Consider the following 23,219-nt stretch of genomic DNA (forward strand, 5'->3'; position numbering starts at 1 on the left):
ATGACCCTCGTCCAGAAAAGCGCTCTGGTTAAGTTTTCCGCGCTGCAAATGTTTGAATTGGTAAATGATATTGAAGCGTATCCACAGTTTCTGCCGTGGTGCAGCGGTAGCCGCATCATTGCCCGTGGTGATGATTTTGTTGAAGCGGAATTGCAGATCAACAAAGGCGGCTTCAAAAAATCGTTTTCCACCCGCAACCGCATTGATTGGGGCGGCAAAATTACCGTATCGCTACTGGATGGGCCGTTTTCGCATCTGGAAGGTGTGTGGAATTTTATGCCGCTACGCGAAGATGCCAGCAAAATCACTTTAGATTTGGAGTTTGAAATGTCCAGCAAGCTGGCTAGCTTGGCATTTGGCGCGGTGTTTAACCAGATTTGCAACACCATGGTCAGCTCATTCACTAGCCGCGCCAAAGAAGTTTATGCTGGCAGTTGAAGTCGCCTACGCCAAACCGGAGCAACAGTTTTTGTTGGCCCTTTCCGTGCCAGAAGGCGCGACGGTTGCCGATGCCATTGCCGCATCGGGCGTGTTGGCGCAATTTCCTGAGCTGGCTGGCAGTGAATTGACGGTAGGGATTTTTGCCCAAGCTTGCCCTTTGCAGCAGGCTTTAAAAGCAGGGGATAGGGTGGAGATTTACCGGCCTTTGCACAACGACCCCAAAGAAGCCAGGCGGCAAAGGGCAGCGAAGAAATAAGCCTTTCAGGCGATGTTTGTCGCCGCTTCTGTCATTTGTGTTTGTGGAGGGGGTGCCGCCACAAACACAAGCAACGGCTTTATTTCGATTTCTTAAAGATATTATCCGTCGACGTCCGTGCTGCTGCGGCTTTTTTATCCAACTCTTCGTCATCATAATCAAAGATGCCGGTCAGTTTTTCCCACAAGGTCCGTTCCAAATCTCGCTTCGGTACATTGACAGTCAGCTCCGGTGCCGGTTTGCTGGCAGCACCTGATCCCGGTTTAAAATCGCCTTGTATTCCAACGACTTGGTCATTTTCAAAAAACAAATAAAGTTTTTTCTGTTCCAAATCTTTGCCGCTGGCTTTGTTGTAGTAAAGGTAATCCCAACGTTTTTCACTGAAAGGCTCTTTCAGCATGGGCGAACCCATAATAAACAGCACTTGGCGTTTGCTCATGTGCGGGCGTAGTTGGTCTACCATCGCTTGGTCAACGATATTGCCTTGTTGTATGTCGATCCGGTAAATGCCCGGCAAGTTGTCAAGAATGGTTGAACAACCAACGGTGGTGCATAAGGTCAGGCTGGCTAATAAACAAGTTGTTGTGTGCCGATGTAGGAATGGTATGGACAAAAGCGGTGTTCTCATTGAGGCCGAGGTGGAATTCAAAATGGAAAATCATACAGGATGTCGCTTGATAATCCTATAAAGTCATGCCCTTGCTGGCTAAAAAGGCTACAATGTGGCTGATACCGCGCCTAGAGTGCGTGCTACCGGAGAGAGATAATGGAATCCCATGATTTAAGAAATGCGGGCCTTAAGGTGACTTTGCCAAGGGTCAAAATCTTAGAGATTTTAGAAAAACAGGTCAATGAACGGCATTTAACTGCTGAAAAAGTCTATAAGATTTTACTGAGCGAAGACGAAGAAATTGGTTTGGCAACCGTTTACCGCGTACTGACCCAGTTTGAAGCGGCGGGCTTGGTGACACGCCACCACTTTGAAGGCGGCAACTCGGTGTTCGAATTGTCCAAAGGCGACCACCACGACCACATTCTGTGCATGAAATGCGGTAAGGTCGACGAATTTACCGATGAAATCATCGAAGCACGGCAAAAACAAATTGCCGATGGACTGGGTTATGAACTAACCGACCACGGTTTGTATCTCTATGGCTACTGCCCCAACTGCCGTAAATCTTGATTCCCCACACCCTTTAGGACTTCATGTTTAAACCACTCATCCTTTATATCGGCTTGCGCTACACGCGGGCCAAACGCCGTACGCAATTTATTTCCTTTATCACCTTAACGTCCGTATTGGGCATTGCCTTGGGCGTGACCGCCCTGATCGCCGTGTTGTCGGTTATGAACGGCTTCGAGGCGGAATTGCGCGAACGCATTTTGGGCATGACCGCCCACGCCACTGTCACCGGTAGGGCAGGGCAGCTTGATGATTGGCAAGCATTGGAACAACAGATTAAAGATTACCCGCACGTTGAAGGTTCAGCCCCGTTCATCAGCGGACAAGTCATGATTAACGCCGACCGGCGCGTCAGCGGCACCATGCTGAACGGCATTTTGCCGGAAGCGGAAGGCAAGGTCTCCGATGTCGGGCAAAAGATGCGCGAAGGCAAGTTGTCAAACTTGGTGGCTGGCGAATACGGCATTGTTTTGGGCCAAGAATTGGCTAACTACTTAGGCGTGATCGTGGGCGATAAAATCACCGTCATCAGCCCGCAGGTCAACTCCACGCCTGCCGGAATCGTTCCCAGAATGCGCCGCTTTACCGTCGTCGGCACGTTTCAAGTCGGTATGTACGAATACGACCGCAACATGGCCTTAATCCATATGGACGATGCCGCTAAGTTGTTCCGTTTGGACACTGCCGTGTCGGCACTGCGGATCAAATTGGACGATTTGTTCGACGCCCCGCAAATCACCCGCAGCATGGGGAAAAAGTTGTACCAAGACTATATCGTCAGCGATTGGACACAAGCCCACAGCAACTTCTTCCGCGCCGTACAAACCGAAAAACGCGTGATGTTCATCATATTGCTGCTGATTGTTGCCGTGGCGGCATTCAACATTGTTTCCACTTTGGTCATGGTGGTGACCGACAAGCGCGGCGACATTGCCATCCTTAAAACCCAAGGCTTAACGTCTGGCTCGGTGATGGGCATCTTTATTGTGCTAGGTACGGTGATCGGCTTGTTCGGCACGGCTTTAGGCACGGTGGGCGGTGTGGCTTTGGCCTTAAATATCGAAACCATTGTTCCGGCTATCGAAAAAATGTTCAACGTGCAATTCATGGCGGCGGATGTTTATTACATCAACCAAGTGCCCTCCAAACTGGTCTGGGGCGACGTGTACGCCATTGCCGGCATGGCCTTTTTATTATCGCTGCTCGCCACCTTGTACCCCGCTTGGCAGGCCAGCAAAGTCAATCCGGCGGAGGTTTTGCGTTATGAATAACCCTATCATTTTGCAATGCCAAAACTTAAGCAAACGCTACGACCAAGGCGGCCTGCATGTCGAAGTGCTGAAAGGCGTCGATTTGCAAATCCATGCCGGTGAACGCGTTGCCATCATGGGCGCATCCGGTTCCGGTAAAAGCACCTTGTTGCATTTGTTGGGCGGCTTGGACAAGGCCAGCAGCGGCTCTGTGGTGTTGGATGGTGTCAACCTCAACGAAGTCAGCGGCAGCAAACTGGCGAAATTACGCAACCGATCGCTCGGTTTTATCTACCAATCGCACCACTTGCTGGGCGAATTTACCGTACTGGAAAATGTCGCCATGCCCTTGCTGATTGGCGGCTTCAGCGTACCCGAAGCGCGCCAACGGGCATCGGCCTTATTGACCAGGGTGGGTTTGGGGCATCGCGTCGAACACAAACCTGGCGAACTGTCCGGCGGCGAAAGGCAACGTGCCGCTGTCGCGCGGGCGTTAATCAACAAACCCAGTGTTGTCTTAGCCGACGAACCGACCGGCAATCTGGACAGCAAAACCGCCAACCAAGTCTATGAGCTGATGCTGGAGCTAAACCAAGAACTGAACGTCAGCTTCCTAGTCGTCACCCACGACCACGACTTGGCCTCTAAGCTAGGCAAAGTGCTGCATATGGAAGATGGCGTGATTAAGCCTTAAGAAGTGGCTGTGATTGCGGATTGACTATTGAGGGGTAAAAGCTGGGTAGCTTTGGTTTTACGCCAAAGATTTTCGGGATTGGGTGGCGGTTTGGTACTGGATGATAGTTTTGGGTCACCCACCGAACAGTTCGTAAATCTTTGGCGAATTTTGCCTCAAATTTTATCTGCACTAGCTTCACCGCTGAGAATAGAGAAAATTTCAGCTTCTGAAACAAAATCATTGTTCCTGCCCTCGGCAATGGCATTCGTCAAGCCGACTTCTTCCAAAGCATCCACCATAATTTCCCGCAAAACATCCCGATTGGATTTGATAAGCTCAACCATTACCTCAGTGAGCAATTCTTTTGTCTTGTCATCATTTAGCGAGATGATTGCTATTGATTTTGGGATTGGCTGATTAATTTTGATGAAGGAATTAGGCTGATCTAGGAAATTCAACTGTTGATATGTTGGAAACTGTAAATTATTGCAACCTAATATCTTTTGTTCGATTTTCAAATTCATCAATGAAGTCAGGTAGTTTTTTATTTTCCAATAAATCTTTTTTTGAAATTTGTATTTTTCCATTTGTATTGGTATCTTTGATGCTACCAGTAGAGTTAAATAGATCAATTTTTGCTAGATAGATATATTGTTCGGCTAAGCATAAGCCCCATTTTTCATTATTTTTATCCTTAAAAATGAAGCCGACATTGTTCCATTTTTCTTTATTACCTTGTGCTTCAAACCATTTGATACAGTTTAGGTCGTTAAATTCTTTATATTTGATTGGCTCATCCTTTATATAAATATTGGGGTTAAACTTTTCAGAAATTACCTCATAAAGTTTTCTGCCTACATATTTAGGCAATGCTAGCTGTGCATCAACCATTAATTCATACATTTGCTGCTGATTTTCTTCTTCAATTAACAGCGTATATTCATCAAGTGACATTTTATTTTTCCAACGTTTGCTTTTGTCCAGGCGGTTTAAAATCATTTCATATTCTTTAAAGCAGTGAATTAAGCTGTTGCTGTTTTTATGATTAGATTCTAACCAATTTATCGATAATTTGATCCAACTCCGCACATGCCTAAAGTAGTTCATGTGATAATACCGAAATTGAGTGTTCTCCTTTAAATAAAAGTGCTGGTCTGGATTCAGGTGAACCTGGTTATTAAGCCAAACTAAAAATTCAGAATTGCTTCGTGGCTCAAATCTAAATCCGATAATGCTTTTGCTTTCCTCAGATGGCTTACTTTTAGTTTTTGAAAGATAAACTATCACGATTTTTTTTGATAAATCTTCGTCTGGGTCAAGTCCAAATTTCTTTATGACCCATTGAATATAGCGGGTTATTTGATATTTTTGGTCTGCTGCATCAAGTTTATTTTCGATAATAACAAAGTGGTTTCCATCTGTTATCAGTAAATCAATATTACCTTTTTCTCTGTATACATGGGCATTTTTACAATCGATGAATTCGGCAAGTTCAATTTCTACTTCTGCTAAAAATTTTTCTAAAAAAACCGAGTCGCAATAATGCGAGCCTTTCGGGTTAATCATCGAAAAAATAAATTTTGAATGAAGGCGAACTTCGTCATTCGCCTTCAATAAAGCATTGATTAAGCTGTAGTCGTGAAGTCCAGCATCTTTATTTAGTTTATTAACACTTTCTAAGTCTTGATAAATTTTTAGAACAGAAGAGTAGTTTTCAAATGTCATACTGTTTGCTGTTGATTTAGGACGTTTAATGTCGCATCAAGTAATTTTTAACTGAACGGGTTTAATACCGTCAACGCCCCATTAATCACTTGTCCCGATTGCATATCTTCTGAATACAAGGTGACGCAGCCTGCTTCTAGTGCAGCGGCGACAATTTGGCAATCCCAATACGAAAACCCATAACGCTGACGAATCCATAATGCCCGTTGGATAACGCTGGCATCAAGTGCTTGTAGTTGGGTGTAGCTCAAAATGGCTTGGATGTTGGCTTGAATCCAAGCGTCATCTTTGCGGTTTTTGAGAATAACGTTGTAATACTCAGCGATAACTTGAGGGCTGACAACGGCGTTTTTTAGGTGTTTGACCAACGCCAAGGCAAGTGGATGCCTCGGCTCGTTTGGCGTTCTTAGGTGCGCGTAAATCCAAATATTGGTGTCGATGAACTCAACGGCGGGCATTCCGTTCTTCTCTCGAAGGCATTTCGATATGGTCAACATCGGCAATTAGAAAAACGGGTTCTTCGCTTACCGATGCTAATACTGCATCTGCCAAAGGCTTGATAGTCAATTCAATGGCGTGATGCTGAAATTCCAAGGGAATTGGCACAAACTCAGGTGCGTCGAGGATAACTTGTCGGACGGTTTGCATGGTCGTTCTCCCAAGATAAATTCTTTAATGATGTAAATGCGCCGCCAACCACCGTGCCGCGACTTCTTCCGCTATCCCTTTCCGTTTAGCATAGTCACTTAATTGATCCTTATCAATTTTCCCGACATTAAAATACTGCGACTCAGGATGTGAGAAATACCAGCCGCTGACGGCTGACGCTGGATACATGGCGAAGCTTTCGGTCAGTTCGATGGTGGTGTGTTCGGTGACGTTGAGCAATTCAAACAATTTCGCCTTTTCGGTATGATCCGGGCAGGCCGGATAGCCGGGGGCGGGGCGGATGCCTTGGTAGACTTCGTTGATGAGTTGGTCGTTGTCGTGGTTTTCGTTTTCGACATAACCCCAGAAGTCTTTACGAACGCGCAAGTGCAGGTATTCGGCGAAGGCTTCGGCTAAGCGATCCGCCAAGGCTTTGAGCATGATGCTGCTGTAGTCGTCGTGGTCAGCTTCAAATTCTGCCAGTTTGGTTTCAATGCCGATGCCAGTCGTTACCGCAAAACCGCCGAGATAATCCGCTACGCCACTTTCTTTTGGCGCGATAAAGTCAGACAAGCAGTAATTCGGGCGGCCTGGAGCTTTGACGTTTTGTTGGCGCAGGTGGTGCAGGGTTTCCAAGACTTCGGTTCGGCTTTCGTCGGTGTATAACACAACATCGTCTTCGTCGCTGTAGGCGGGGAAGAAGCCGACCACGGCTTTTGCGCCTAACCAGTTTTCGGCGATGATTTGTTTCATCATCGCTTGTGCGTCGGCGAACAGTTTCCGCGCTTCAGTGCCGATGATTTCATCTTGCAGGATTTTTGGGTAGCTACCTGCCATTTCCCAGGTTTGGAAGAATGGCGACCAGTCGATGAATTCGGCGAGTGTTGCCAAACTCACGTCATCAATGACTTTCACGCCCAAAAAGCGCGGCTTAACGGGCTGGTAATTGCCCCAATTGAATTTATTGGCGCGGGCGGCTTCGATGCTGTGTTGTTTGGTTTTCGATTCTTTGCCTTTGTGGCGTTCGCGCACTTCCGCGTATTCGGTGCGTAAACCTGCGACAAACTCTGCTTTTAAATCAGTGCTTAACAAGTTGCTGGCAACGCCGACCGCACGGGATGCGTCGGTGACGTAGACGGTTGTGCCTGTGTAATTGGGTTCGATTTTCACCGCCGTGTGAGCGCGGGATGTGGTTGCGCCGCCAATCATCAAGGGAATGGTGAAACCTTGGCGCTGCATTTCTTTGGCGACATGCACCATTTCATCCAGCGACGGCGTAATCAGGCCGCTTAAGCCGATAATATCGACATTTTCCAAACGTGCGGTTTGCAGGATTTTTTCGGTCGGCACCATCACGCCCAAGTCAATCACGTCGTAGTTATTGCATTGCAAGACCACGCCGACGATGTTTTTGCCGATGTCATGCACGTCGCCTTTGACGGTCGCCATGAGGATTTTGCCGTTGGTTTGGCGGTCGCCTGCGACTTTGTCGGCTTCCATGAACGGCATTAAATAAGCCACGGCTTTTTTCATGACGCGTGCGGATTTGACTACTTGCGGCAGGAACATTTTGCCCGCGCCGAACAAATCGCCGACCACGTTCATGCCGTCCATCAACGGGCCTTCGATGACGTGCAGCGGGCGTTCGGCTTCCAGACGCGCTGCTTCGGTGTCTTCGTCGATGAAATCGGTGATGCCTTTGACTAGCGCGTGTTCGAGGCGCTTGGAGACAGGCCAACTGCGCCATTCCAATTCTTCGGGTTTGGCGTCGTTAGTGCTGCCGTCGCCACGGTATTTTTCGGCAAGTTCCAACAGTTTTTCGGTGCCGCTGCCGTCATGGCGATTCAAAATTACGTCTTCAACCGCATCGCGTAAATCCAACGGAATGTCTTCGTAAATCGCCAATTGTCCGGCGTTGACGATGCCCATCGACATGCCCGCTTGGATGGCGTGGTACAAAAATACCGCGTGGATGGCTTCGCGCACCGGATTGTTGCCACGGAACGAGAACGACACGTTGGATACGCCACCGGAAATCAGTGCGTGTGGCAGGGTTTGTTTGATCGTGTGGGTGGCTTCGATGAAATCTACGCCGTAATTGTTGTGTTCTTCAATGCCTGTGGCGACCGCGAAAATGTTGGGGTCAAAAATAATGTCTTCGGGCGGGAAGCCGATTTGCTCAACCAAAATTTTATACGCGCGGGTACAAATTTCGACTTTGCGCTCTTTGGTGTCGGCTTGACCGACTTCGTCAAAGGCCATGACGATGACCGCCGCGCCGTAGCGTTTGACTAGTTTGGCTTGGCGGATGAAGGCTTCTTCGCCTTCTTTCATGGAAATGGAGTTGACGATGCCTTTGCCTTGTATGCACTTGAGGCCTGCTTCGAGAATGTCCCATTTCGAGGAGTCGAGCATGATCGGCACTTTGGCAATGTCAGGTTCGGAGGCGATCAGCATCAAGAAGCGCACCATGGCTTCTTTGGATTCGAGCATCCCTTCGTCCATGTTGATGTCGATGATTTGCGCGCCGTTTTCGACTTGTTGTCTTGCGACGTCGAGGGCTTTTTCAAAATCGCCTTCGATAATTAGTTTTTTAAAGGCGGCTGAGCCAGTGACGTTGGTGCGTTCACCGACGTTGACGAACAGGCTGTCTGGGGCGATGGACATGGCTTCCAAGCCGGACAACAGGCATTTTTTCGGTAGGTCAGGTACTGAGCGCGGCGAGTGTTTTTGAACCGCTTCGACAATGGCTTTGATATGCGCAGGCGACGTGCCGCAACAACCGCCGATGATGTTCAAATAGCCGCTGACCGCCCAGTCTTCAATTTCCGCCGCCATGGCTTCGGGCGATTCGTCGTATTCACCGAAGGCATTTGGCAAACCTGCGTTCGGGTGTGCAGAGACGTTGGTGTCGGCGATGTTGGACAACTCTTCGATATGTTGGCGTAATTCTTTCGCACCTAAGGCGCAGTTGAAGCCAAATGAAATCGGGTTGATGTGTTTCAGTGAGTGCCAGAACGCCGCGACGGTTTGACCTGACAAGGTGCGGCCTGAAGCGTCGGTAATTGTGCCGGAAATCATAACGGGCAGTTTATAGCCGATGGCATCAAAAACATTCTCAACGGCAAATGCGGCGGCCTTGGCGTTAAGGGTGTCGAAAATGGTTTCGATTAGAATAATGTCAGCACCGCCGTCGATCAGGCCATGGGTGGCTTCGGTGTAAGTGACGACCAATTCATCAAACGAAATGTTACGGAAACCGGGGTCGTTCACATCGGGCGACATGGAGGCGGTGCGACTAGTTGGGCCGAGTACGCCAGCGACAAAGCGCGGTTTGTCAGGCGTTTTTTGCGTGTATTCTTCCGCCGCTTGCTTTGCCAGTTTCGCGCCTTCGACATTCAGCTCATAAACCAAGGCTTCCATGCCGTAATCGCCCATGCCGATACTGTTCGAGTTGAAGGTATTGGTTTCGACAATATCCGTTCCCGCTTCAAAATACGCGCAGTGGATGGCTTTGATGATGTCCGGCTGGGTCAGCGTCAGCAAATCGTTATTGCCTTTTAAGTCAATTTCCCAGTTGGCAAAGCGTTTGCCACGATAATCTTTTTCTTCGAGTTTGTAGCTTTGGATCATCGTGCCCATTGCGCCGTCGAGGAAGAGGACGCGTTGGGAAAGTAGCTGTTTTAATTGGTCGGTTTTGCTCATTGCGGATGTTTGCTTATAAAGAAGGTGGTTTGGCTGAATTTAATGATTGCTTAAAGCTAAGGCAAGCCCTATTATTTTTTGGCTATCAATTGGGAGAGGATCATGGCAAAGCCAACTATTTTTGAAGTAGCCAAAAGCGTGATTGCTGCGTTTACTGGGGTGCAAAGTGACGAGAACAGAGAGCGGGATTTCCAGGAAGGATCGCTGAAAACATATATTGTTGCCGGACTTATTTTCACCATCGCTTTTGTAGGCGGGTTAATTATATTGGTATCAGTTGTGCTTGGCTGAACTAAGGGCGACTATTTAACCATAAAAAAAGCCCAAGCATAGCTTGGGCTTTTGGGTTTTCTTAAACTTGGCAAAAAGGCGTTATTTTTTGATGCCTTCTTTGAACGAGCTTAACATGGCTTGGAATGCTTCAGTAAAGACATCGGTAACACCGCCGAAGAGGGTGTTCAAGGAAATACCTTGTTTTAGCATAAACACAGCACGAATAACACCTGCTAAAATGAAACCTACGCCAGGTGGCAAAAACTCCAGAATGATTGACAAAAACGCGCCGCCGCCCGTTTGGAAGCCGCCTTCATTTTTTCTGTCACCAACGCTTGACAAATCCCTTTCATAATTGGCATCGCCATCGCCGCCTCTGAAAGCTTCAAGAAGATAAACTTGGATTTCCACCAATAAAAATTGGGAAACCATAAACACGCCAGCAGCAATGGATGCCCACATTATTGCTTTGCCCGTGTTGTTTTTTATAGCCGACTGATAAATCCAGATCGCTACAAAGATCATAACCATTGCGCCAATCATAATTATACCCTTATGAATTTGTTATATTTTTGTTAAGAAGAAGTAAAGATACATACATTTTAAAACCATGTTGGAACCGTTTTTTTCGACGACTTTACATGATTCGTATTTTTCGCGTCCTGGCGTTGTTTGCTTTTTGATTTCGCCGTTTTCAACGAAATACTTAATGGCGATTTTCATTTCCTTTGTCCTGCCTACGGAGTCTGTTGCCGTTGTCAACAGTGTGCCGTCTTTTTCGAACTCCCATTCAACCTTAACAGCTTTTTTTTCGCCGTCAATTTTGGCTGCTTCGGCGTGCAGGTTCCATTTGCCTAATAGTTCAGAGTTGTCTTTCAATAAAATTTCAGCATTTGCAGCAAATGATTGGAAAGCTGCAGCCAACAAAAGTATTTTAACGTATTTTTTCATTATCTTCTCGCCCCTTGCCTTATTATTAGTGAATGGCAAAGTTTAAACCATAGTATGCGGGCTATCGAGTTTTAATTTTTATAGTAAGTACGGGCGATCTTTTGGTGGTGTTGCTTGCGTAGGTTTGCGGTGTTTTTTTCTTGTTTTTCATTTGTATAAGTCTTTGTTTCAGTTGTTTATTGCCAAGATTTTAGCATTAACTATTGACATTAGTCGCCGCTAAAGTATTATGTAAATTCCATTTGCTAAAAATTTAGCGATTTTTAAAATACAAAAATATAGGTAGGACATCCATGGGGTTCATCTTAGATCTGACTTCAATGTTAAAAGAGCCAGCTGGCATGGTCGGCGCGGTTGTTGTTATTGCTGCTGTTTATGCTTTAGCGAAATGGGTATTTGCTGAGCATCCAGACGATAAAGAGTAAGCTGCAAAAACAAGTCATATTGAAGGCTGCTACCAATTACCTAAATTGGTAGCGACCTTATCGAAATAATATCCCTACAAAAAATCAGTTTTTATCTTATAATTTATGCATTTTGTTTTTAAATGTATAAGTTCTTCTCAAAAAAAATCGCTCGGCTGTTAGGTTGTAAGGTTTCCCCTGTTGGTATTGGGTTGTTCCGTGCTATCTATGGCATTGTTACCCTTCAAGAAATTATTTTTCTAAATTACTTCAGTCATTTAATTTTCGACCCTATCCCTTTTGTCGATGTCGAATTTCCGACCATCCCTTTATTTCTGAGTCTTTGGGGTATTGTCGCTGCTTTCATCATTGTCGGCTACCGTTACCAGTTCGCTGTTTTTAGCAATTATATTTTTTGGTTGGTGTTTGTTAATTTCACCTCCATGCAGCGCGATTTTGATGGTGGCTTTGACCTGTTTATGATTGGTGCGGGATTTTTCCTGCTGTTCATGCCTGGCGACAAGGCTTTTTCGTTAGATAGTTTGCGCCGCAAGCTGAGTTCCCCCTTTAAGCACTACAGCTTGTATCCTTCAGAGAAGGTGTCTGTGCTTGTCTATTATTTGCCGCTTATCATTTGTTTAGGTTTTTTGTATTTTGATTCTGCCGTACACAAGTTGTTTGCCGAGCATTGGCGTAATGGTTTGGGATCTTGGTTGCCTGCCACCCAGCCTTACTATGTGTCGGCGCTGGATTTATCGGCGATTTTGAATAATGAGTGGCTGGTAAAAAGTATTGGTTACACCATTTTTGTTTTCCAGTTCACCTTTATTTTTTGGTTTGCCAAGCGGCATTTGCAGCCGATTTATTTGCTGGTTGGGATGGGGTTGCATTTAGGTATTACTTTAACTTTGAATATCTATCCCTTCGGCATGGCGATGTTGGCGTTTTATATATTGTTAGTGCCATTTTCTTGGTGGGAGGCTTTGGGTGGGCTTTTGAGAGCCAAGGAAGTTCGGCTTACCGTTTTTTATGACCAGCTATGTCCGTTGTGCAATCGGGCGGTGTTGGTGATGAATCATTTCGATGTCTTCAGGTGTGTTGATTTTAGGGCTGCCCAGCAATATGCCCAAGACTATCCGGAGCTAAGTGGAATAGCTTCCGAAACTTTGCTGACGGATCTGTATGCTTTGGATGGCGGAGGTAAGGTTTATTCCGGTTTGGATACTTATATCCAAATTCTTTTTGGCATGCGTTACATGTCTGTGTTTGGCTGTATTTTAAGTTTGCCTGGCATCTATCAATTGGCGACCCGTCGGTATCGGTCGATTGCCGATAACCGCAATCGTTTATCGTGTACGGCGGAATGCTTGCCACAAGCCGCACCGCTAAAAAATGATACCTTGTACTGCAGGCTTTTTGAGGATTATGGTGTTCGTCACCCAAAAGCTTTTGCCAATAAATTGACGAAAATCTGCATGGTATTTTTGTTGTTGCAGTTAAATAGCACACTGCATTACGGCATTGCCTATCGTTTGCATATCGATACAAAGCAAAATGCATTCACTGATGCCCTCGCAAAGGGCAGCAATGCTATTTTGGGCATTTCGCAAACTTTTTGGGGGATTGCTCCGCACGCCCTTTACTTGCATGACCATTTTGCAGGTTATGACAGGATTATTGCAATTACGTATGTCGATGGGCAAGGCAAGGAGCAATGGTTGCCGTTTGTTAATGAGCAGGGGCGCTTGCTTGCGCCGAATTGGGGGCGCGTGCAGTCAATGTGGGCCAATATTGCTGTGACGCCTACGATAAATAATGTGAGGCTTCAGAAGTTTATTATGAAGGTAACGGCTTTTTGGGGGCAGAAATCGGGGTTAAACCTTGATAATGCGGAATTTAAGATTAAATTGAAAAGGATTGATGCCCCGACTTATTGGGTGCAGGATCAGTTGCATAAAAACTTGTCGGGCGAGTGGGTGACGATAGGTTCGGCTACTTGGGCTAACAAAGTGATTTCCTTTAACTTACCGGATGATATAAACGCTTTGTAAGGCGCTGGGTTTTTAGTTATTGCATCAGTAATGCAGTCATGATATAAATTGCCCGTGCTTTTACAAATTGGCGCACAATAAATAAAATAATTTAAACCCGTTTGGAGGATATCATTATGAAAAAAATCTTAGCACTTTTGGCTATGGCGTTAATGGTTGTTGGTTTGTCTGGCTGTATGGACGATCCAGATGGTTCAAAACAAAAAGTTTCTAGCTCAATTGAACTGTAAGTAAAAATTCTGTAAAAGCAAAAAACCCAGCCTTAGCGCTGGGTTTTTTCGTTTTAGGGGTTTTGTTAAACCAGATGCCCCCACATGTCATGCTCATCCGCTTCTTCTAGCTCAACTTGCACAAAGTCACCGACTTTCAAATGTGTTGCACCATCAATAAACACCAGTCCGTCAATTTCTGGGGCGTCTGCACGGCTTCTGGCGACCGCGCCTTCCTCTACCACTTCATCAACCAGCACCGTTTCTATTCTGCCCACCCGCTGCTGTAGGCGTTCTGCGCTGATCTCGGCCTGATGTGCCATAAAGCGCGCCAGGCGTTCTTGTTTCAGTTCTTCTGGGATTGAGTCCGGCAATTCATTCGCCGCTGCGCCTTTGACAGGGGAGTAGGCAAAGCAACCCACACGATCCAATTGCGCTTCGCTTAAGAAGTCGAGCAATTCTTCAAACTCTGCTTCTGTTTCGCCAGGAAAGCCGACAATAAACGTGCTGCGTAAGGTGATGTCGGGGCAAACGGAGCGCCACGCTTTTATGCGTTCCAAATTGTTTTGGCTGGCGGCTGGGCGTTTCATGAGTTTTAGGATGCGGCTATTGGCGTGTTGGAAAGGGATGTCCAAATACGGCAAAATTTTTCCTGCTGCCATCAGCGGGATCACGTCATCCACATGCGGATAGGGGTAAACATAGTGCATGCGCACCCAAATCCCCAAATCACCTAGGGCTTCGGCGAGATCGTAAAATCGAGTCTGTACTGGGCGGCCTCGCCAATCCCGTGATTGATATTTCATGTCCAAGCCATAGGCACTGGTGTCTTGCGATACAACGAGCAATTCTTTAACACCTGCTTCCGCCAAGCGTTCAGCTTCGCGTAGCACGTCATCAACGGGTCGGCTGACCAAATCGCCGCGCATGGAGGGGATGATGCAGAATGTGCACCGGTGGTTGCAGCCTTCTGATATTTTTAGATACGCATAATGGTTCGGGGTCAGTTTGATGCCTTGCGGTGGCAGCAAGCTGGTGAACGGGTCATGACGTGGCGGCAAGTGTTCGTGTACGGAGGCGACCACTTCGTCAATGGCATGTGCTCCTGTCACTTTCAGTACTTGAGGGTGGCGGGCGCGAATTTCATCTTCACGCGCGCCCAAGCAGCCAGTGACAATCACTTTGCCGTTTTCTGCCAAGGCTTCGCCAATGCTGTCCAACGATTCTTCGACAGCGGCATCGATAAATCCGCAGGTGTTGACGACCACGAGGTCTGAATTTTGGTAGTCGGGTGAGATGGTGTAACCATCGGAACGCAGCTGTGTGAGGATCCTTTCGCTGTCAACGAGGGCTTTGGGGCAGCCAAGGCTGATAAAGCCTACAGTGGGGGTTTTGTTCATAGTGGTGAAGTTTGTTAAATAAAGTGGTGGGGTTGGGCTTGGAGGCTGTCTGCTAGGTGACGGCGTTCAATGGTTAAATCATTCTATTATATTAGTAGGCTATTTAATATGATAAGGCTTTACATCGGGCAAATGATCTTTGCCAAAATTTTAGGAGTGTTTCTATGCAGTTTAATCCTATTTTGTTGTCAGGGCTGATTGTGGCTGCTGCTGAGGCGGTTTCTGCAAATGCCGAAGCGGTAACAGCATTAGATCAGGCGATTGGTGACGGTGACCATGTTGTTAATTTGCAGCGCGGCTTGCAGGCGTTGGTGGAGCAGCGTGAGGCTTTGGCGCAATTGCCTTGGTCTGAGGCTTGGCAAAAGATAGGCATGGTTTTGATGTCGACGGTGGGAGGTGCTTCCGGATCGCTGTTTGGCACTTTGTTTGTGTCGATGGGCAAATCGGCAAAAGATAAGCCGCTTGATTTACAAGGCTTTGCCGATGTTTTTGCCCAAGGGGTGGCATCGGTTAAGCTGCGCGGTAGGACGGAAGCGGGCGAGAAAACGATGGTTGATGTGCTGCAACCCGTAGCGGAATACTTGCAGGTGGCGGCAGCCCAATCTCAAGCCTTGCCTACAGTGTTGTTGGAAGTTGACCGGGTTGCTGTCGCGGGTATGGCGTCTACCCGCGATATGGTGGCCACTAAAGGCCGTGCTTCGTTTATGGCGGAGCGCACAGTCGGTCATATCGATGCCGGTGCAAAAACCAGCCAATTGATGATAAGCGCAATTGCCAATTTGTTGGCTAAGCAATCAGCACCCCCATCTTAAGTGGGCGGTGTGTACGGGTGCGTCCCATAGTTTTAGTAATTCATCGTCCAGTAGGGTAACCGTCATTGAGCAACCTGCCATGTCCAGTGAGGTGGTGTAGTTGCCTACTAATGACCGGGCAATGGTAACGTCATGTTTTTGCCAATATTGCGCAGCGAGTTCATAAATGAGATAAAGCTCAATGAGCGGTGTGGCACCGAAGCCATTGATGTGCAATAAAATCATTTGTCCTTTTTGGGGATTGAGGTCTAAGCGGATAGCTTCCGCCAAGTGCCCGACAATTTCGGTGGCGCTAGCCATTTCTAAGGTTTCCCGTCCGTGTTCGCCATGAATGCCTACGCCCATTTCCATTTGTGTTGCACCCAGATCAAACGTCGGTTTGCCTAAGGCCGGTACGGTGCAACTGCTGAGGGCAACACCCATTGATGCGGTCAGTTGGTTGGCTCGGTCACCTAACGCTTTGCAGTAAGCGAGGTCTGAACCTTGTTCTGCGGCGGCCCCCACCATCTTCTCTACAACCAGTGTGCCAGCCACGCCACGTCTGCCGATGCTGTGATTTTTGGGCAGCGAAACGTCGTCATCGACCAGAACGGTTGCATTGGCGCAATCGAGCATTTCGGCGGCAATCTCAAAATTCATCACGTCGCCCGCATAGTTTTTGACGATGAACAAGACGCCACCGCCGGTATCGGTTGCTTGAGCCGCCGCCAGCATTTGGTCGGGGGTAGGGGAGGTGAATATTTGTCCTGGGCAAGCGGCATCTAACATGCCTTTGCCTACCAAGCCGGTGTGCAAAGGTTCATGTCCTGAGCCGCCACCTGATAGGATGGCAACTTTTCCGGAGGTTTTACGGTTTGCTCTTTGAACGAAATGCGGTTGTTGGTTGAGTGTGATGATGTCGGCGTGGGCTTTGGCAAAGCCGTTTAAGCTGTCGCCCAATAAACTGTCGGTGTCGTTAAGGAATTTTTTCATGGCGCGGTAATTGTCGTTATTGTTGTTGTTGGGATTTGGCGGCTATTAAGGCTTGGGTAATGGCGTTCAAGTCCGGCAATACCCACGTGGGTTGGTAGGGGCTGTTGGCTAGGTCGTTGGTATTGGATATGCCGGTTAAAACCATAAGGCTGCGTATACCGGTGCGGACGGCGCCCAGAATGTCGGTTTCCAAGCGATCGCCTATCGCGACGGTATGTTCTGGCTTGCTGCCCAATAAGGCCATCGCTTGCTGGTAGAAAATGGGTTCGGGTTTGCCTATCACAGTTGGGCTAATGCCAGTGGCGGTTTCCAATGCCTTAAGGATAGCGCCGTTGCCAAGAGTAACTCCGCGCTCCGTCGGCAAGGTGGTATCAGCGTTGGTGCCTATAAATTGGGCGCCTGTGCTGATATTGATGGATGCCGTGGCAAGCTTGTCCCAGGTTAGGGTTGAGTCTTTGCCGCAGACGACAATGTCGGCATTGGGTTCGTAGAGTCCGGTTAACGTAAAGCCTTTTTGGCGTAATGGTTCGGTGGCGCCATCTTCTCCCACTACAAAAATACGTGTGCTGTCTGGTGTGTAGTGTTCGCTTAAATAGTGTGCGGTTGCCATCCCTGAGGTCAGGATTTGGTCAATACCAACGGTGATGCCCATATTGGCGAGTTTGGCCAGATATTGTCCGGCTGTTTGACTGGCGTTATTGGTTGCTAATATAAAGCTAATATCTAAGGTGTTGATAGTTTTAAAAAATTCTTGTAGACCGGGCAGTGGTTTTGAGCCGTGCCATAAAACCCCGTCCATATCAATGATGAGGGCGTTGGTGTTGTCGAGCATTTGCATGGAGGAAATTCCGGGTTGGGGTTAAGGTGGCGTATAAATTTAGCACAGATCAAATGTGATGCCTTGGACGGATACGATAAAGGGTTAAGTTGAAAAATTACCCCATGAATTCACATGTTGTGCTTGTAAAGTAATTCGCACATTGGCATAGTGGTGGGCGGACGCTTAGTTGTGGGGAAGTTTGATATAAAACCATCAATTAAATTGTTGGCTTAAAACTACATTCAGTGTGCATTAAGCAGCAATGCAGGCCGTAATTTTTTTGGCATTGACATCCGATGGCTTTCTCTTTACAGTTATGTCCGCAAAACAATTATGTACCAACTATAAATATTATATATAACCCTTCGGAGCACATATCATGGCAAAACCATTAATTCAAATGGCATTAGACTCATTGGATTTTGACGCAACAGTAGGACTCGCTACCCAAGTAGCTCCTTATATTGATATCTTTGAGATTGGCACTCCATGCATCAAACACAATGGCGTCAATCTGGTTAAAGAACTGAGAGCAAGATTTCCTGATAAATTGATTTTGGTTGACTTAAAAACTATGGACGCTGGCGAATATGAAGCCACTCCATTCTACGCAGCAGGCGCTGACATTTGTACAGTATTGGGCGTATCTGGCTTGGCAACTTGCGCAGGCGTTATCAAAGCTGCTAACGCTCATGGCGCAGAAGCTCAAATCGACTTGATCAACGTTGACGACAAAGTTGCATGTGCACGTGCAACAGCTGAAGCTGGCGCGCACATCATGGGTGTTCATACCGGTCTTGACGCACAAGCTGCAGGCCACACGCCATTCGCTGACTTGAGTGCAATCACTTCATTGGGCTTGAACGTTCGCGTTTCTGTTGCTGGCGGCATTAAAGCATCTACAGTACAAGAAGTTATCAGAGCGGGTGCAAGCATCATCGTTGTTGGTGCGGCTATCTACGGCGCTCCATCTCCAGCTGAAGCTGCCCGTGAAATTCGTGAGTTGGTTGACGCAACTGAGGTCTAAGCAATGCATCAGCAGCTTGTCGTAGAAAAAATTTCAAGCATCCTTGAAGCAACAGACGATTCTTACGATGTAAAATTGACTAGTATGCTCGACGGTGCCAAGCGTATTTTTATTGCGGGTGCTGGCCGGTCTAAATTAGTAGGTAATTTTTTCGCAATGCGCTTGGTACACGCTGGCTACGATGTTAATGTGGTTGGCGAAATTGTCACGCCAAGCATTAAAAGCGGAGACCTGCTTATTATCATCTCAGGCTCAGGTGAAACAGAACAGTTGATCGCCTTTACTAAAAGCGCAAAAAAAGTAGGTGCAAACATCGTTCTGATTTCAGCCAAAGCGGAATCAACCATTGGCGACATGGCTGATGGTGTGTTCCAAATTGGTCGTGCCGACCAGTATGCCAAAGTCTTTGGTATGCCAATGGGTACTGTGTTTGAGTTGTCAACATTGTTGTTCTTGGAATCAACGGTTTCTCATATCATTCATGAGAAAGGTATCCCAGAAGAAATAATGCGCGAAAGACACGCTAATTTAGAATAAAAAAAGATGAACGAGTGATCATTATCACTCGTTCTAATCTTATAGAATAGATTAAAGAATGTTTCATGGTGCTATAGCGTGTGGCGCATTGAGCAAATCATGAACGCGACTAACTGAATTATAAAAGACAGGTAAAAAGGAGAATCACATGACTTCGCGCCGAGAATTAGCGAATGCCATACGCGCTTTAAGCATGGATGCTGTACAAAAGGCAAATTCTGGTCATCCAGGTGCCCCAATGGGCATGGCAGATATTGCTGAAGTGTTATGGAACGACCACATGCACCATAATCCTTGCAATCCCCAATGGTCAAATCGTGATCGCTTCGTGCTGTCGAATGGTCATGGGTCAATGCTGATCTACTCCCTTCTACATTTGACAGGGTACGATCTTCCTATCGAAGAATTACAAAGGTTCCGTCAACTCCATTCCAGAACACCAGGCCACCCTGAGTATGGCTACGCTCCTGGCGTTGAAACAACAACAGGTCCATTAGGTCAAGGTATTACCAACGCTGTTGGTATGGCGATTGCCGAAAAAGCACTTGCAGCCCAGTTTAACAAAGAAGGCCATGAAATAGTTAATCACAATACCTATGTATTTTTAGGTGATGGCTGTTTAATGGAAGGCATTTCCCATGAGGCTTGCTCATTGGCGGGTACGTTAGGATTAGGTAAGCTGATTGCTTTCTGGGACGATAATGGAATCTCGATTGATGGTCATGTTGATGGATGGTTCACCGATAATACGCCGAAACGTTTCGAAGCTTATGGCTGGCATGTCATTGCTGATGTCGATGGACACGACGCAGACGCAATTGCAAAAGCAATTGTTGAGGCAAAAGCGGTAACGGACAAGCCGACCATGATTTGTTGCAAAACAGTCATTGGTTTTGGTTCTCCAAATAAAGCGGGCAGCCATGCGTGCCACGGTAGTGCTTTAGGACAACCAGAAATTGATTTGACCAAAGAAGCTTTAGGTTGGAAATACGGTGCATTTGAAATACCAGCTGAAGTTTATGCAGGATGGGATGCAAAAGCAAAAGGCGCCGAAGCAGAAAACAACTGGCTAGAAAGCTTTGCCTCATATAAGACGGCATACCCTGAATTGGCTGCGGAATATGAAAGACGCATGGCAGGCGATTTACCAAGTGATTGGGCAGAAAAAGCGGCTGGTTTTGTAGCGAGTGTTGATGCCGAAGCAAAAACAACAGCGACAAGATTATCTTCTTTGGCTTCAATTGAAGGTTTTGCGAAGTTTTTGCCAGAAATCTTTGGCGGTTCTGCTGACTTAGGATGTTCTAACATGACCGAATGGTCCGGTTATAAACCTATGCGCCATGACAAGCCCGATGCCAATTACATCAATTATGGTGTGCGTGAGTTCGGTATGTCTGCAATCATGAACGGCGTGTCCTTGCATGGTGGATTAATTCCATTCGGAGCAACATTCTTAATGTTCTCTGAGTACGCACGGAATGCTGTGCGTATGGCTTCATTAATGAAAATACGCTCAATTTTCGTATATACCCATGACTCAATTGGCTTGGGTGAAGATGGTCCTACCCATCAGCCTATTGAGCAGACCGCTACGCTTAGAATGATTCCTGGCATGAATGTTTGGCGTCCATGCGATGCGGTTGAAACGGCTATTTCTTGGAAATTGGCTTTTGAGCGTAAAGATGGCCCTTCAGTATTAGTGTTCTCGCGTCAAAACTTGCCGCATATGCCACGCACGAAAGATCAGATTGAACTGGTTTCTCGCGGCGGATATATACTAAGCGATTGTGAAGGTGTTGCTGATGCCATCATTATTGCAACGGGTTCCGAAGTTGAGTTAGCTGTTAAAGCAGCGGCTCAATTAAATGAAAGTGGTAAAAAAGTACGAGTAGTATCTATGCCGTCAACTAATGTGTTTGATGCCCAAGATGAAGCATATAAAGAATTAGTGTTGCCAAAGGCAGTAACTAAACGCTTGGCTGTCGAAGCGGGTGTAACGGATGGTTGGTGGAAATACGTAGGTACAAACGGTAGGATTTTGGGTCTCGATCGCTTTGGTGAATCTGCACCAGCGGGTGAGTTATTCAAGGAGTTCGGCTTCACTGTTGAAAACGTAGTGAAGAACGTAGAAGCATTATTTTAATACTAAAGCAATTCGGTTAGGGTTCTGCTATAAAAAAGATAACAAAGAAAATAATTATTGTGGAACCCTAATCCACTTCATGCGACTCATAGGTGATCAACGTGAAAAACAAACAATTGACGAACAGTTTATTTGCAGCAGTTTTGTTAGCTAGTCCATTGGTTAATGCAGATCAAAAATATCCAGCCTCAGATTTTCAGCCAGAAGTTGTTTATCAAGATGACAGCTATATTTCTGGAAGTACTAAAGCTGAAGCGCCAGCAGCGAAGAAAGAAGTAAAAGAGGTTGTGGAATCAACAGTTGATGATTCAAAATATCCTGCTGCAAACTTTCAGCCGCAAGTAGTTTATAGCGACGAAAATTATAAACACAGCGAATCTGTAAAATCTTCTTCTCCTGCTGCTTCGACAGAAAAATATGCTGAAGAAGTTGTAGCTGCAGAAAGTGTTGCGTCTGTAAAAAAAGATGATTCTTCAATGAATTATATTTTTGGTTTGGTGGGTTTAATTGCAGCTGGTGCGTTTTTGATGAAAAAACAATCAGCTGGTTCTGGATCAAAAATATCCTCTGCTTCAACCACCTCTGCTCCAATTGCTAAAAGTGCAAGTACAGGAGTAGCTAGATATTTAAATAAAGTATCTGGAACGGGTGTATCTCGTTACATTGATAAAAAAGTAAAGACAACGACTCCTGCAACAGGTGTAGCCAAGTATATGGCTAAGCAAGCTGTAGCGGCAAAAACAACATCAGCGCAAGCAAAGACTGGAGTTGAAAAATACATGCGCGATCGGGGGTAGTTAATGAGTCAAGATAATTTAGGTGTTTTTTTTATGCCTGCAGTAGCAGGATTGTTCTTTTTCATGAAACGACCCAAAGTTGAGGTGATTGAGACTTTACAACCCGTTTACACAGTACATCCAAGTGGATTGACTGGAGTTGAAAGATATTTGCAAAGTAAAATCGTTGTATTGCAAGATCAAATTGCTTCTGAATGTGCAGATAGTGAGTCGTTGCCGATATTGACAGGCGTTGCTAAGTATCTCGCAGAAGCAGAGCAACATAAAGTCAGTGGCGTAAGCAAGTACCTACTTAAGTTATCTCTTGCAGAAAAACAGAAAAAACATGAAATTATCGTGGTTCAAAAAACTGGTGTTGAAAAATATTTGAGCAATGTCAAGCCATTGCCTAAAGTTACAGGTGTTGCAAAATACATTAAGCATCAGGAAAGCTTGCCAAAGCCAAGTAAAGTTGAAAGATATTTGGCTAAACAGGCATTAGCATCAAAATATGCACCTGCTACATCTGAAAGAGCATCACTGGGTTTGCAGGTTACAGGCGTAGCTAAATACTTGCTCAATCAAGAAAGCCAGCCTAAACCTTCTCGTGTTGCTCGATATGTTGCAAAACAAGCTGCTATGGCTGCCTTGCAAGGCAAGCAAGCTGTACCAGAAAAAAAATTAACCGGTGTTGCAAAATATTTAGAAGTTCAGGATAGCTTGCCAAAACCAAGCAGGGTTTCCAGGTATATTGCAAAACAAGCTGCTAGTGTTGTAACTGAACAAAAAGCGGCAGTGAAATTGACTGGCGTGGCTAAATATTTACAAGAGCAAGATGCTTTGCCAAAAACAAGCAGAGTAAGCAAGTATTTGACAAGACAAGCATTGGCAGAAAAGAAAAATATTTTAATTGAAACAGGCGTTGACAAATATGTCCGCCAGTTTGGTTAAGCTTATTAG

Annotated in this window: 25 protein-coding genes; 14 read left to right on the forward strand and 11 right to left on the reverse strand. The window is 46.2% G+C overall.

From position 1 onward, the window contains the following. On the forward strand, nucleotides 1-438 hold the full coding sequence (locus ACYQ1O_RS10335) for a type II toxin-antitoxin system RatA family toxin (RefSeq protein WP_459991604.1): 438 nt from the start codon (nucleotides 1-3) through the stop codon (nucleotides 436-438). Next, complete coding sequence (locus tag ACYQ1O_RS10340) at nucleotides 425-697, forward strand: RnfH family protein (RefSeq protein WP_459991605.1); 273 nt, start codon at nucleotides 425-427, stop codon at nucleotides 695-697. The genes ACYQ1O_RS10335 and ACYQ1O_RS10340 overlap by 14 nt, the downstream gene beginning before the upstream one ends. 79 nt (nucleotides 698-776) lie before the next feature. On the opposite strand, the gene ACYQ1O_RS10345 is transcribed toward ACYQ1O_RS10340, so the two are convergent. Further along, on the reverse strand, nucleotides 777-1,325 hold the full coding sequence (locus ACYQ1O_RS10345) for an outer membrane protein assembly factor BamE (RefSeq protein ID WP_459991606.1): 549 nt from the start codon (nucleotides 1,323-1,325) through the stop codon (nucleotides 777-779). A 138-nt stretch (nucleotides 1,326-1,463) separates the two neighbouring features. On the opposite strand from ACYQ1O_RS10345, the gene fur reads away from it, so the two are divergent. From fur to lolD, 3 genes are read left to right on the forward strand one after another with little or no spacing between them, the layout of a single operon-like run. Beyond that, complete coding sequence (gene fur, locus ACYQ1O_RS10350) at nucleotides 1,464-1,880, forward strand: ferric iron uptake transcriptional regulator (protein ID WP_459991607.1); 417 nt, start codon at nucleotides 1,464-1,466, stop codon at nucleotides 1,878-1,880. A gap of 23 nt (nucleotides 1,881-1,903) precedes the next feature. Then, nucleotides 1,904-3,151, forward strand: a complete 1,248-nt coding sequence (locus ACYQ1O_RS10355) for a lipoprotein-releasing ABC transporter permease subunit (protein ID WP_459991608.1) — start codon at nucleotides 1,904-1,906, stop codon at nucleotides 3,149-3,151. Continuing rightward, on the forward strand, nucleotides 3,144-3,824 hold the full coding sequence (lolD, locus tag ACYQ1O_RS10360; RefSeq protein WP_459991609.1) for a lipoprotein-releasing ABC transporter ATP-binding protein LolD: 681 nt from the start codon (nucleotides 3,144-3,146) through the stop codon (nucleotides 3,822-3,824). Before ACYQ1O_RS10355 ends, lolD begins: the two co-directional genes overlap by 8 nt. Before the next feature lie 155 nt (nucleotides 3,825-3,979). Here lolD and ACYQ1O_RS10365 read toward each other — a convergent pair whose 3' ends face one another. From ACYQ1O_RS10365 to metH, 5 genes are read right to left on the reverse strand one after another with little or no spacing between them, the layout of a single operon-like run. Next, nucleotides 3,980-4,330: a hypothetical protein gene (locus ACYQ1O_RS10365; RefSeq protein ID WP_459991610.1), complete on the reverse strand. Its 351-nt coding sequence runs from the start codon at nucleotides 4,328-4,330 to the stop codon at nucleotides 3,980-3,982. Then, nucleotides 4,290-5,531 (reverse strand): PD-(D/E)XK nuclease family protein, encoded by a 1,242-nt coding sequence (locus tag ACYQ1O_RS10370; protein WP_459991611.1) that lies wholly within the window; start codon nucleotides 5,529-5,531, stop codon nucleotides 4,290-4,292. Before ACYQ1O_RS10370 ends, ACYQ1O_RS10365 begins: the two co-directional genes overlap by 41 nt. 47 nt (nucleotides 5,532-5,578) lie before the next feature. Continuing rightward, complete coding sequence (locus tag ACYQ1O_RS10375; RefSeq protein ID WP_459991612.1) at nucleotides 5,579-5,989, reverse strand: PIN domain-containing protein; 411 nt, start codon at nucleotides 5,987-5,989, stop codon at nucleotides 5,579-5,581. After that, nucleotides 5,976-6,179 (reverse strand): hypothetical protein, encoded by a 204-nt coding sequence (locus ACYQ1O_RS10380; RefSeq protein WP_459991613.1) that lies wholly within the window; start codon nucleotides 6,177-6,179, stop codon nucleotides 5,976-5,978. The genes ACYQ1O_RS10375 and ACYQ1O_RS10380 overlap by 14 nt, the downstream gene beginning before the upstream one ends. A 24-nt stretch (nucleotides 6,180-6,203) precedes the next feature. Next, nucleotides 6,204-9,884 (reverse strand): methionine synthase, encoded by a 3,681-nt coding sequence (gene metH / locus ACYQ1O_RS10385; RefSeq protein ID WP_459991614.1) that lies wholly within the window; start codon nucleotides 9,882-9,884, stop codon nucleotides 6,204-6,206. A 102-nt stretch (nucleotides 9,885-9,986) separates the two neighbouring features. Here metH and ACYQ1O_RS10390 point away from each other — a divergent pair, with 102 nt between their 5' ends. Then, entirely contained in the window at nucleotides 9,987-10,175 is a 189-nt protein-coding gene (locus tag ACYQ1O_RS10390; protein WP_459991615.1) for a DUF2970 domain-containing protein, read from the forward strand. Nucleotides 10,176-10,256: 81 nt separating this feature from the next. Here ACYQ1O_RS10390 and ACYQ1O_RS10395 read toward each other — a convergent pair whose 3' ends face one another. Together ACYQ1O_RS10395 and ACYQ1O_RS10400 are read right to left on the reverse strand one after the other, a co-directional pair. After that, nucleotides 10,257-10,682 (reverse strand): hypothetical protein, encoded by a 426-nt coding sequence (locus ACYQ1O_RS10395; protein WP_459991616.1) that lies wholly within the window; start codon nucleotides 10,680-10,682, stop codon nucleotides 10,257-10,259. Between the two features lie 39 nt (nucleotides 10,683-10,721). After that, nucleotides 10,722-11,108 carry a hypothetical protein gene (locus ACYQ1O_RS10400; protein WP_459991617.1) on the reverse strand — a complete coding sequence of 129 codons (387 nt, stop codon included), beginning with the start codon at nucleotides 11,106-11,108 and terminating at the stop codon, nucleotides 10,722-10,724. A gap of 293 nt (nucleotides 11,109-11,401) precedes the next feature. Here ACYQ1O_RS10400 and ACYQ1O_RS10405 point away from each other — a divergent pair, with 293 nt between their 5' ends. Continuing rightward, the gene (locus ACYQ1O_RS10405) at nucleotides 11,402-11,533 is read left to right on the forward strand and encodes a hypothetical protein (protein ID WP_459991618.1); all 132 of its coding nucleotides are present in this window, start codon (nucleotides 11,402-11,404) and stop codon (nucleotides 11,531-11,533) included. 122 nt (nucleotides 11,534-11,655) lie between these two features. After that, the gene (locus ACYQ1O_RS10410; protein ID WP_459991619.1) at nucleotides 11,656-13,563 is read left to right on the forward strand and encodes a DCC1-like thiol-disulfide oxidoreductase family protein; all 1,908 of its coding nucleotides are present in this window, start codon (nucleotides 11,656-11,658) and stop codon (nucleotides 13,561-13,563) included. Between the two features lie 295 nt (nucleotides 13,564-13,858). Here ACYQ1O_RS10410 and rimO read toward each other — a convergent pair whose 3' ends face one another. Continuing rightward, entirely contained in the window at nucleotides 13,859-15,172 is a 1,314-nt protein-coding gene (gene rimO, locus ACYQ1O_RS10415; RefSeq protein WP_459991620.1) for a 30S ribosomal protein S12 methylthiotransferase RimO, read from the reverse strand. A gap of 164 nt (nucleotides 15,173-15,336) precedes the next feature. On the opposite strand from rimO, the gene dhaL reads away from it, so the two are divergent. After that, entirely contained in the window at nucleotides 15,337-15,984 is a 648-nt protein-coding gene (gene dhaL / locus ACYQ1O_RS10420; RefSeq protein WP_459991621.1) for a dihydroxyacetone kinase subunit DhaL, read from the forward strand. On the opposite strand, the gene dhaK is transcribed toward dhaL, so the two are convergent. Beyond that, complete coding sequence (gene dhaK / locus ACYQ1O_RS10425) at nucleotides 15,967-16,956, reverse strand: dihydroxyacetone kinase subunit DhaK (RefSeq protein ID WP_459991622.1); 990 nt, start codon at nucleotides 16,954-16,956, stop codon at nucleotides 15,967-15,969. The genes dhaL and dhaK overlap by 18 nt on opposite strands. 16 nt (nucleotides 16,957-16,972) lie before the next feature. After that, nucleotides 16,973-17,794 (reverse strand): HAD-IIA family hydrolase, encoded by an 822-nt coding sequence (locus tag ACYQ1O_RS10430; protein ID WP_459991623.1) that lies wholly within the window; start codon nucleotides 17,792-17,794, stop codon nucleotides 16,973-16,975. A 361-nt stretch (nucleotides 17,795-18,155) separates the two neighbouring features. On the opposite strand from ACYQ1O_RS10430, the gene hxlA reads away from it, so the two are divergent. The 5 genes from hxlA (at nucleotide 18,156) to ACYQ1O_RS10455 (ending at nucleotide 23,210) form a co-directional block, all read left to right on the forward strand. Then, nucleotides 18,156-18,803 carry a 3-hexulose-6-phosphate synthase gene (gene hxlA / locus ACYQ1O_RS10435; RefSeq protein WP_459991624.1) on the forward strand — a complete coding sequence of 216 codons (648 nt, stop codon included), beginning with the start codon at nucleotides 18,156-18,158 and terminating at the stop codon, nucleotides 18,801-18,803. 3 nt (nucleotides 18,804-18,806) lie between these two features. Then, a complete protein-coding gene (hxlB, locus tag ACYQ1O_RS10440) occupies nucleotides 18,807-19,340 on the forward strand; it encodes a 6-phospho-3-hexuloisomerase (RefSeq protein WP_459991625.1) in 534 nt (177 codons plus the stop codon). A gap of 148 nt (nucleotides 19,341-19,488) precedes the next feature. Then, a complete protein-coding gene (tkt, locus tag ACYQ1O_RS10445) occupies nucleotides 19,489-21,483 on the forward strand; it encodes a transketolase (RefSeq protein WP_459991626.1) in 1,995 nt (664 codons plus the stop codon). A gap of 101 nt (nucleotides 21,484-21,584) precedes the next feature. Beyond that, nucleotides 21,585-22,280 carry a hypothetical protein gene (locus ACYQ1O_RS10450; RefSeq protein WP_459991627.1) on the forward strand — a complete coding sequence of 232 codons (696 nt, stop codon included), beginning with the start codon at nucleotides 21,585-21,587 and terminating at the stop codon, nucleotides 22,278-22,280. A gap of 3 nt (nucleotides 22,281-22,283) precedes the next feature. Then, the gene (locus tag ACYQ1O_RS10455) at nucleotides 22,284-23,210 is read left to right on the forward strand and encodes a hypothetical protein (RefSeq protein WP_459991628.1); all 927 of its coding nucleotides are present in this window, start codon (nucleotides 22,284-22,286) and stop codon (nucleotides 23,208-23,210) included. The last annotated feature ends 9 nt before the right edge of the window (nucleotides 23,211-23,219 follow it).

The organism is Methylosoma difficile (genome assembly GCF_054657615.1).

Excerpts from the sequence above, each read along its gene's own strand:
- ACYQ1O_RS10335 (WP_459991604.1), top strand. The coding sequence starts at position 1 with ATGACCCTCGTCCAGAAAAGCGCTCTGGTTAAGTTTTCCGCGCTGCAA.
- ACYQ1O_RS10340 (WP_459991605.1), top strand. The coding sequence starts at position 425 with ATGCTGGCAGTTGAAGTCGCCTACGCCAAACCGGAGCAACAGTTTTTG.
- ACYQ1O_RS10345 (WP_459991606.1), bottom strand. The coding sequence starts at position 1,325 with ATGAGAACACCGCTTTTGTCCATACCATTCCTACATCGGCACACAACA.
- fur (WP_459991607.1), top strand. The coding sequence starts at position 1,464 with ATGGAATCCCATGATTTAAGAAATGCGGGCCTTAAGGTGACTTTGCCA.
- ACYQ1O_RS10355 (WP_459991608.1), top strand. The coding sequence starts at position 1,904 with ATGTTTAAACCACTCATCCTTTATATCGGCTTGCGCTACACGCGGGCC.
- lolD (WP_459991609.1), top strand. The coding sequence starts at position 3,144 with ATGAATAACCCTATCATTTTGCAATGCCAAAACTTAAGCAAACGCTAC.
- ACYQ1O_RS10365 (WP_459991610.1), bottom strand. The coding sequence starts at position 4,330 with ATGAATTTGAAAATCGAACAAAAGATATTAGGTTGCAATAATTTACAG.
- ACYQ1O_RS10370 (WP_459991611.1), bottom strand. The coding sequence starts at position 5,531 with ATGACATTTGAAAACTACTCTTCTGTTCTAAAAATTTATCAAGACTTA.
- ACYQ1O_RS10375 (WP_459991612.1), bottom strand. The coding sequence starts at position 5,989 with ATGCCCGCCGTTGAGTTCATCGACACCAATATTTGGATTTACGCGCAC.
- ACYQ1O_RS10380 (WP_459991613.1), bottom strand. The coding sequence starts at position 6,179 with ATGCAAACCGTCCGACAAGTTATCCTCGACGCACCTGAGTTTGTGCCA.
- metH (WP_459991614.1), bottom strand. The coding sequence starts at position 9,884 with ATGAGCAAAACCGACCAATTAAAACAGCTACTTTCCCAACGCGTCCTC.
- ACYQ1O_RS10390 (WP_459991615.1), top strand. The coding sequence starts at position 9,987 with ATGGCAAAGCCAACTATTTTTGAAGTAGCCAAAAGCGTGATTGCTGCG.
- ACYQ1O_RS10395 (WP_459991616.1), bottom strand. The coding sequence starts at position 10,682 with ATGATCTTTGTAGCGATCTGGATTTATCAGTCGGCTATAAAAAACAAC.
- ACYQ1O_RS10400 (WP_459991617.1), bottom strand. The coding sequence starts at position 11,108 with ATGAAAAAATACGTTAAAATACTTTTGTTGGCTGCAGCTTTCCAATCA.
- ACYQ1O_RS10405 (WP_459991618.1), top strand. The coding sequence starts at position 11,402 with ATGGGGTTCATCTTAGATCTGACTTCAATGTTAAAAGAGCCAGCTGGC.
- ACYQ1O_RS10410 (WP_459991619.1), top strand. The coding sequence starts at position 11,656 with ATGTATAAGTTCTTCTCAAAAAAAATCGCTCGGCTGTTAGGTTGTAAG.
- rimO (WP_459991620.1), bottom strand. The coding sequence starts at position 15,172 with ATGAACAAAACCCCCACTGTAGGCTTTATCAGCCTTGGCTGCCCCAAA.
- dhaL (WP_459991621.1), top strand. The coding sequence starts at position 15,337 with ATGCAGTTTAATCCTATTTTGTTGTCAGGGCTGATTGTGGCTGCTGCT.
- dhaK (WP_459991622.1), bottom strand. The coding sequence starts at position 16,956 with ATGAAAAAATTCCTTAACGACACCGACAGTTTATTGGGCGACAGCTTA.
- ACYQ1O_RS10430 (WP_459991623.1), bottom strand. The coding sequence starts at position 17,794 with ATGCAAATGCTCGACAACACCAACGCCCTCATCATTGATATGGACGGG.
- hxlA (WP_459991624.1), top strand. The coding sequence starts at position 18,156 with ATGGCAAAACCATTAATTCAAATGGCATTAGACTCATTGGATTTTGAC.
- hxlB (WP_459991625.1), top strand. The coding sequence starts at position 18,807 with ATGCATCAGCAGCTTGTCGTAGAAAAAATTTCAAGCATCCTTGAAGCA.
- tkt (WP_459991626.1), top strand. The coding sequence starts at position 19,489 with ATGACTTCGCGCCGAGAATTAGCGAATGCCATACGCGCTTTAAGCATG.
- ACYQ1O_RS10455 (WP_459991628.1), top strand. The coding sequence starts at position 22,284 with ATGAGTCAAGATAATTTAGGTGTTTTTTTTATGCCTGCAGTAGCAGGA.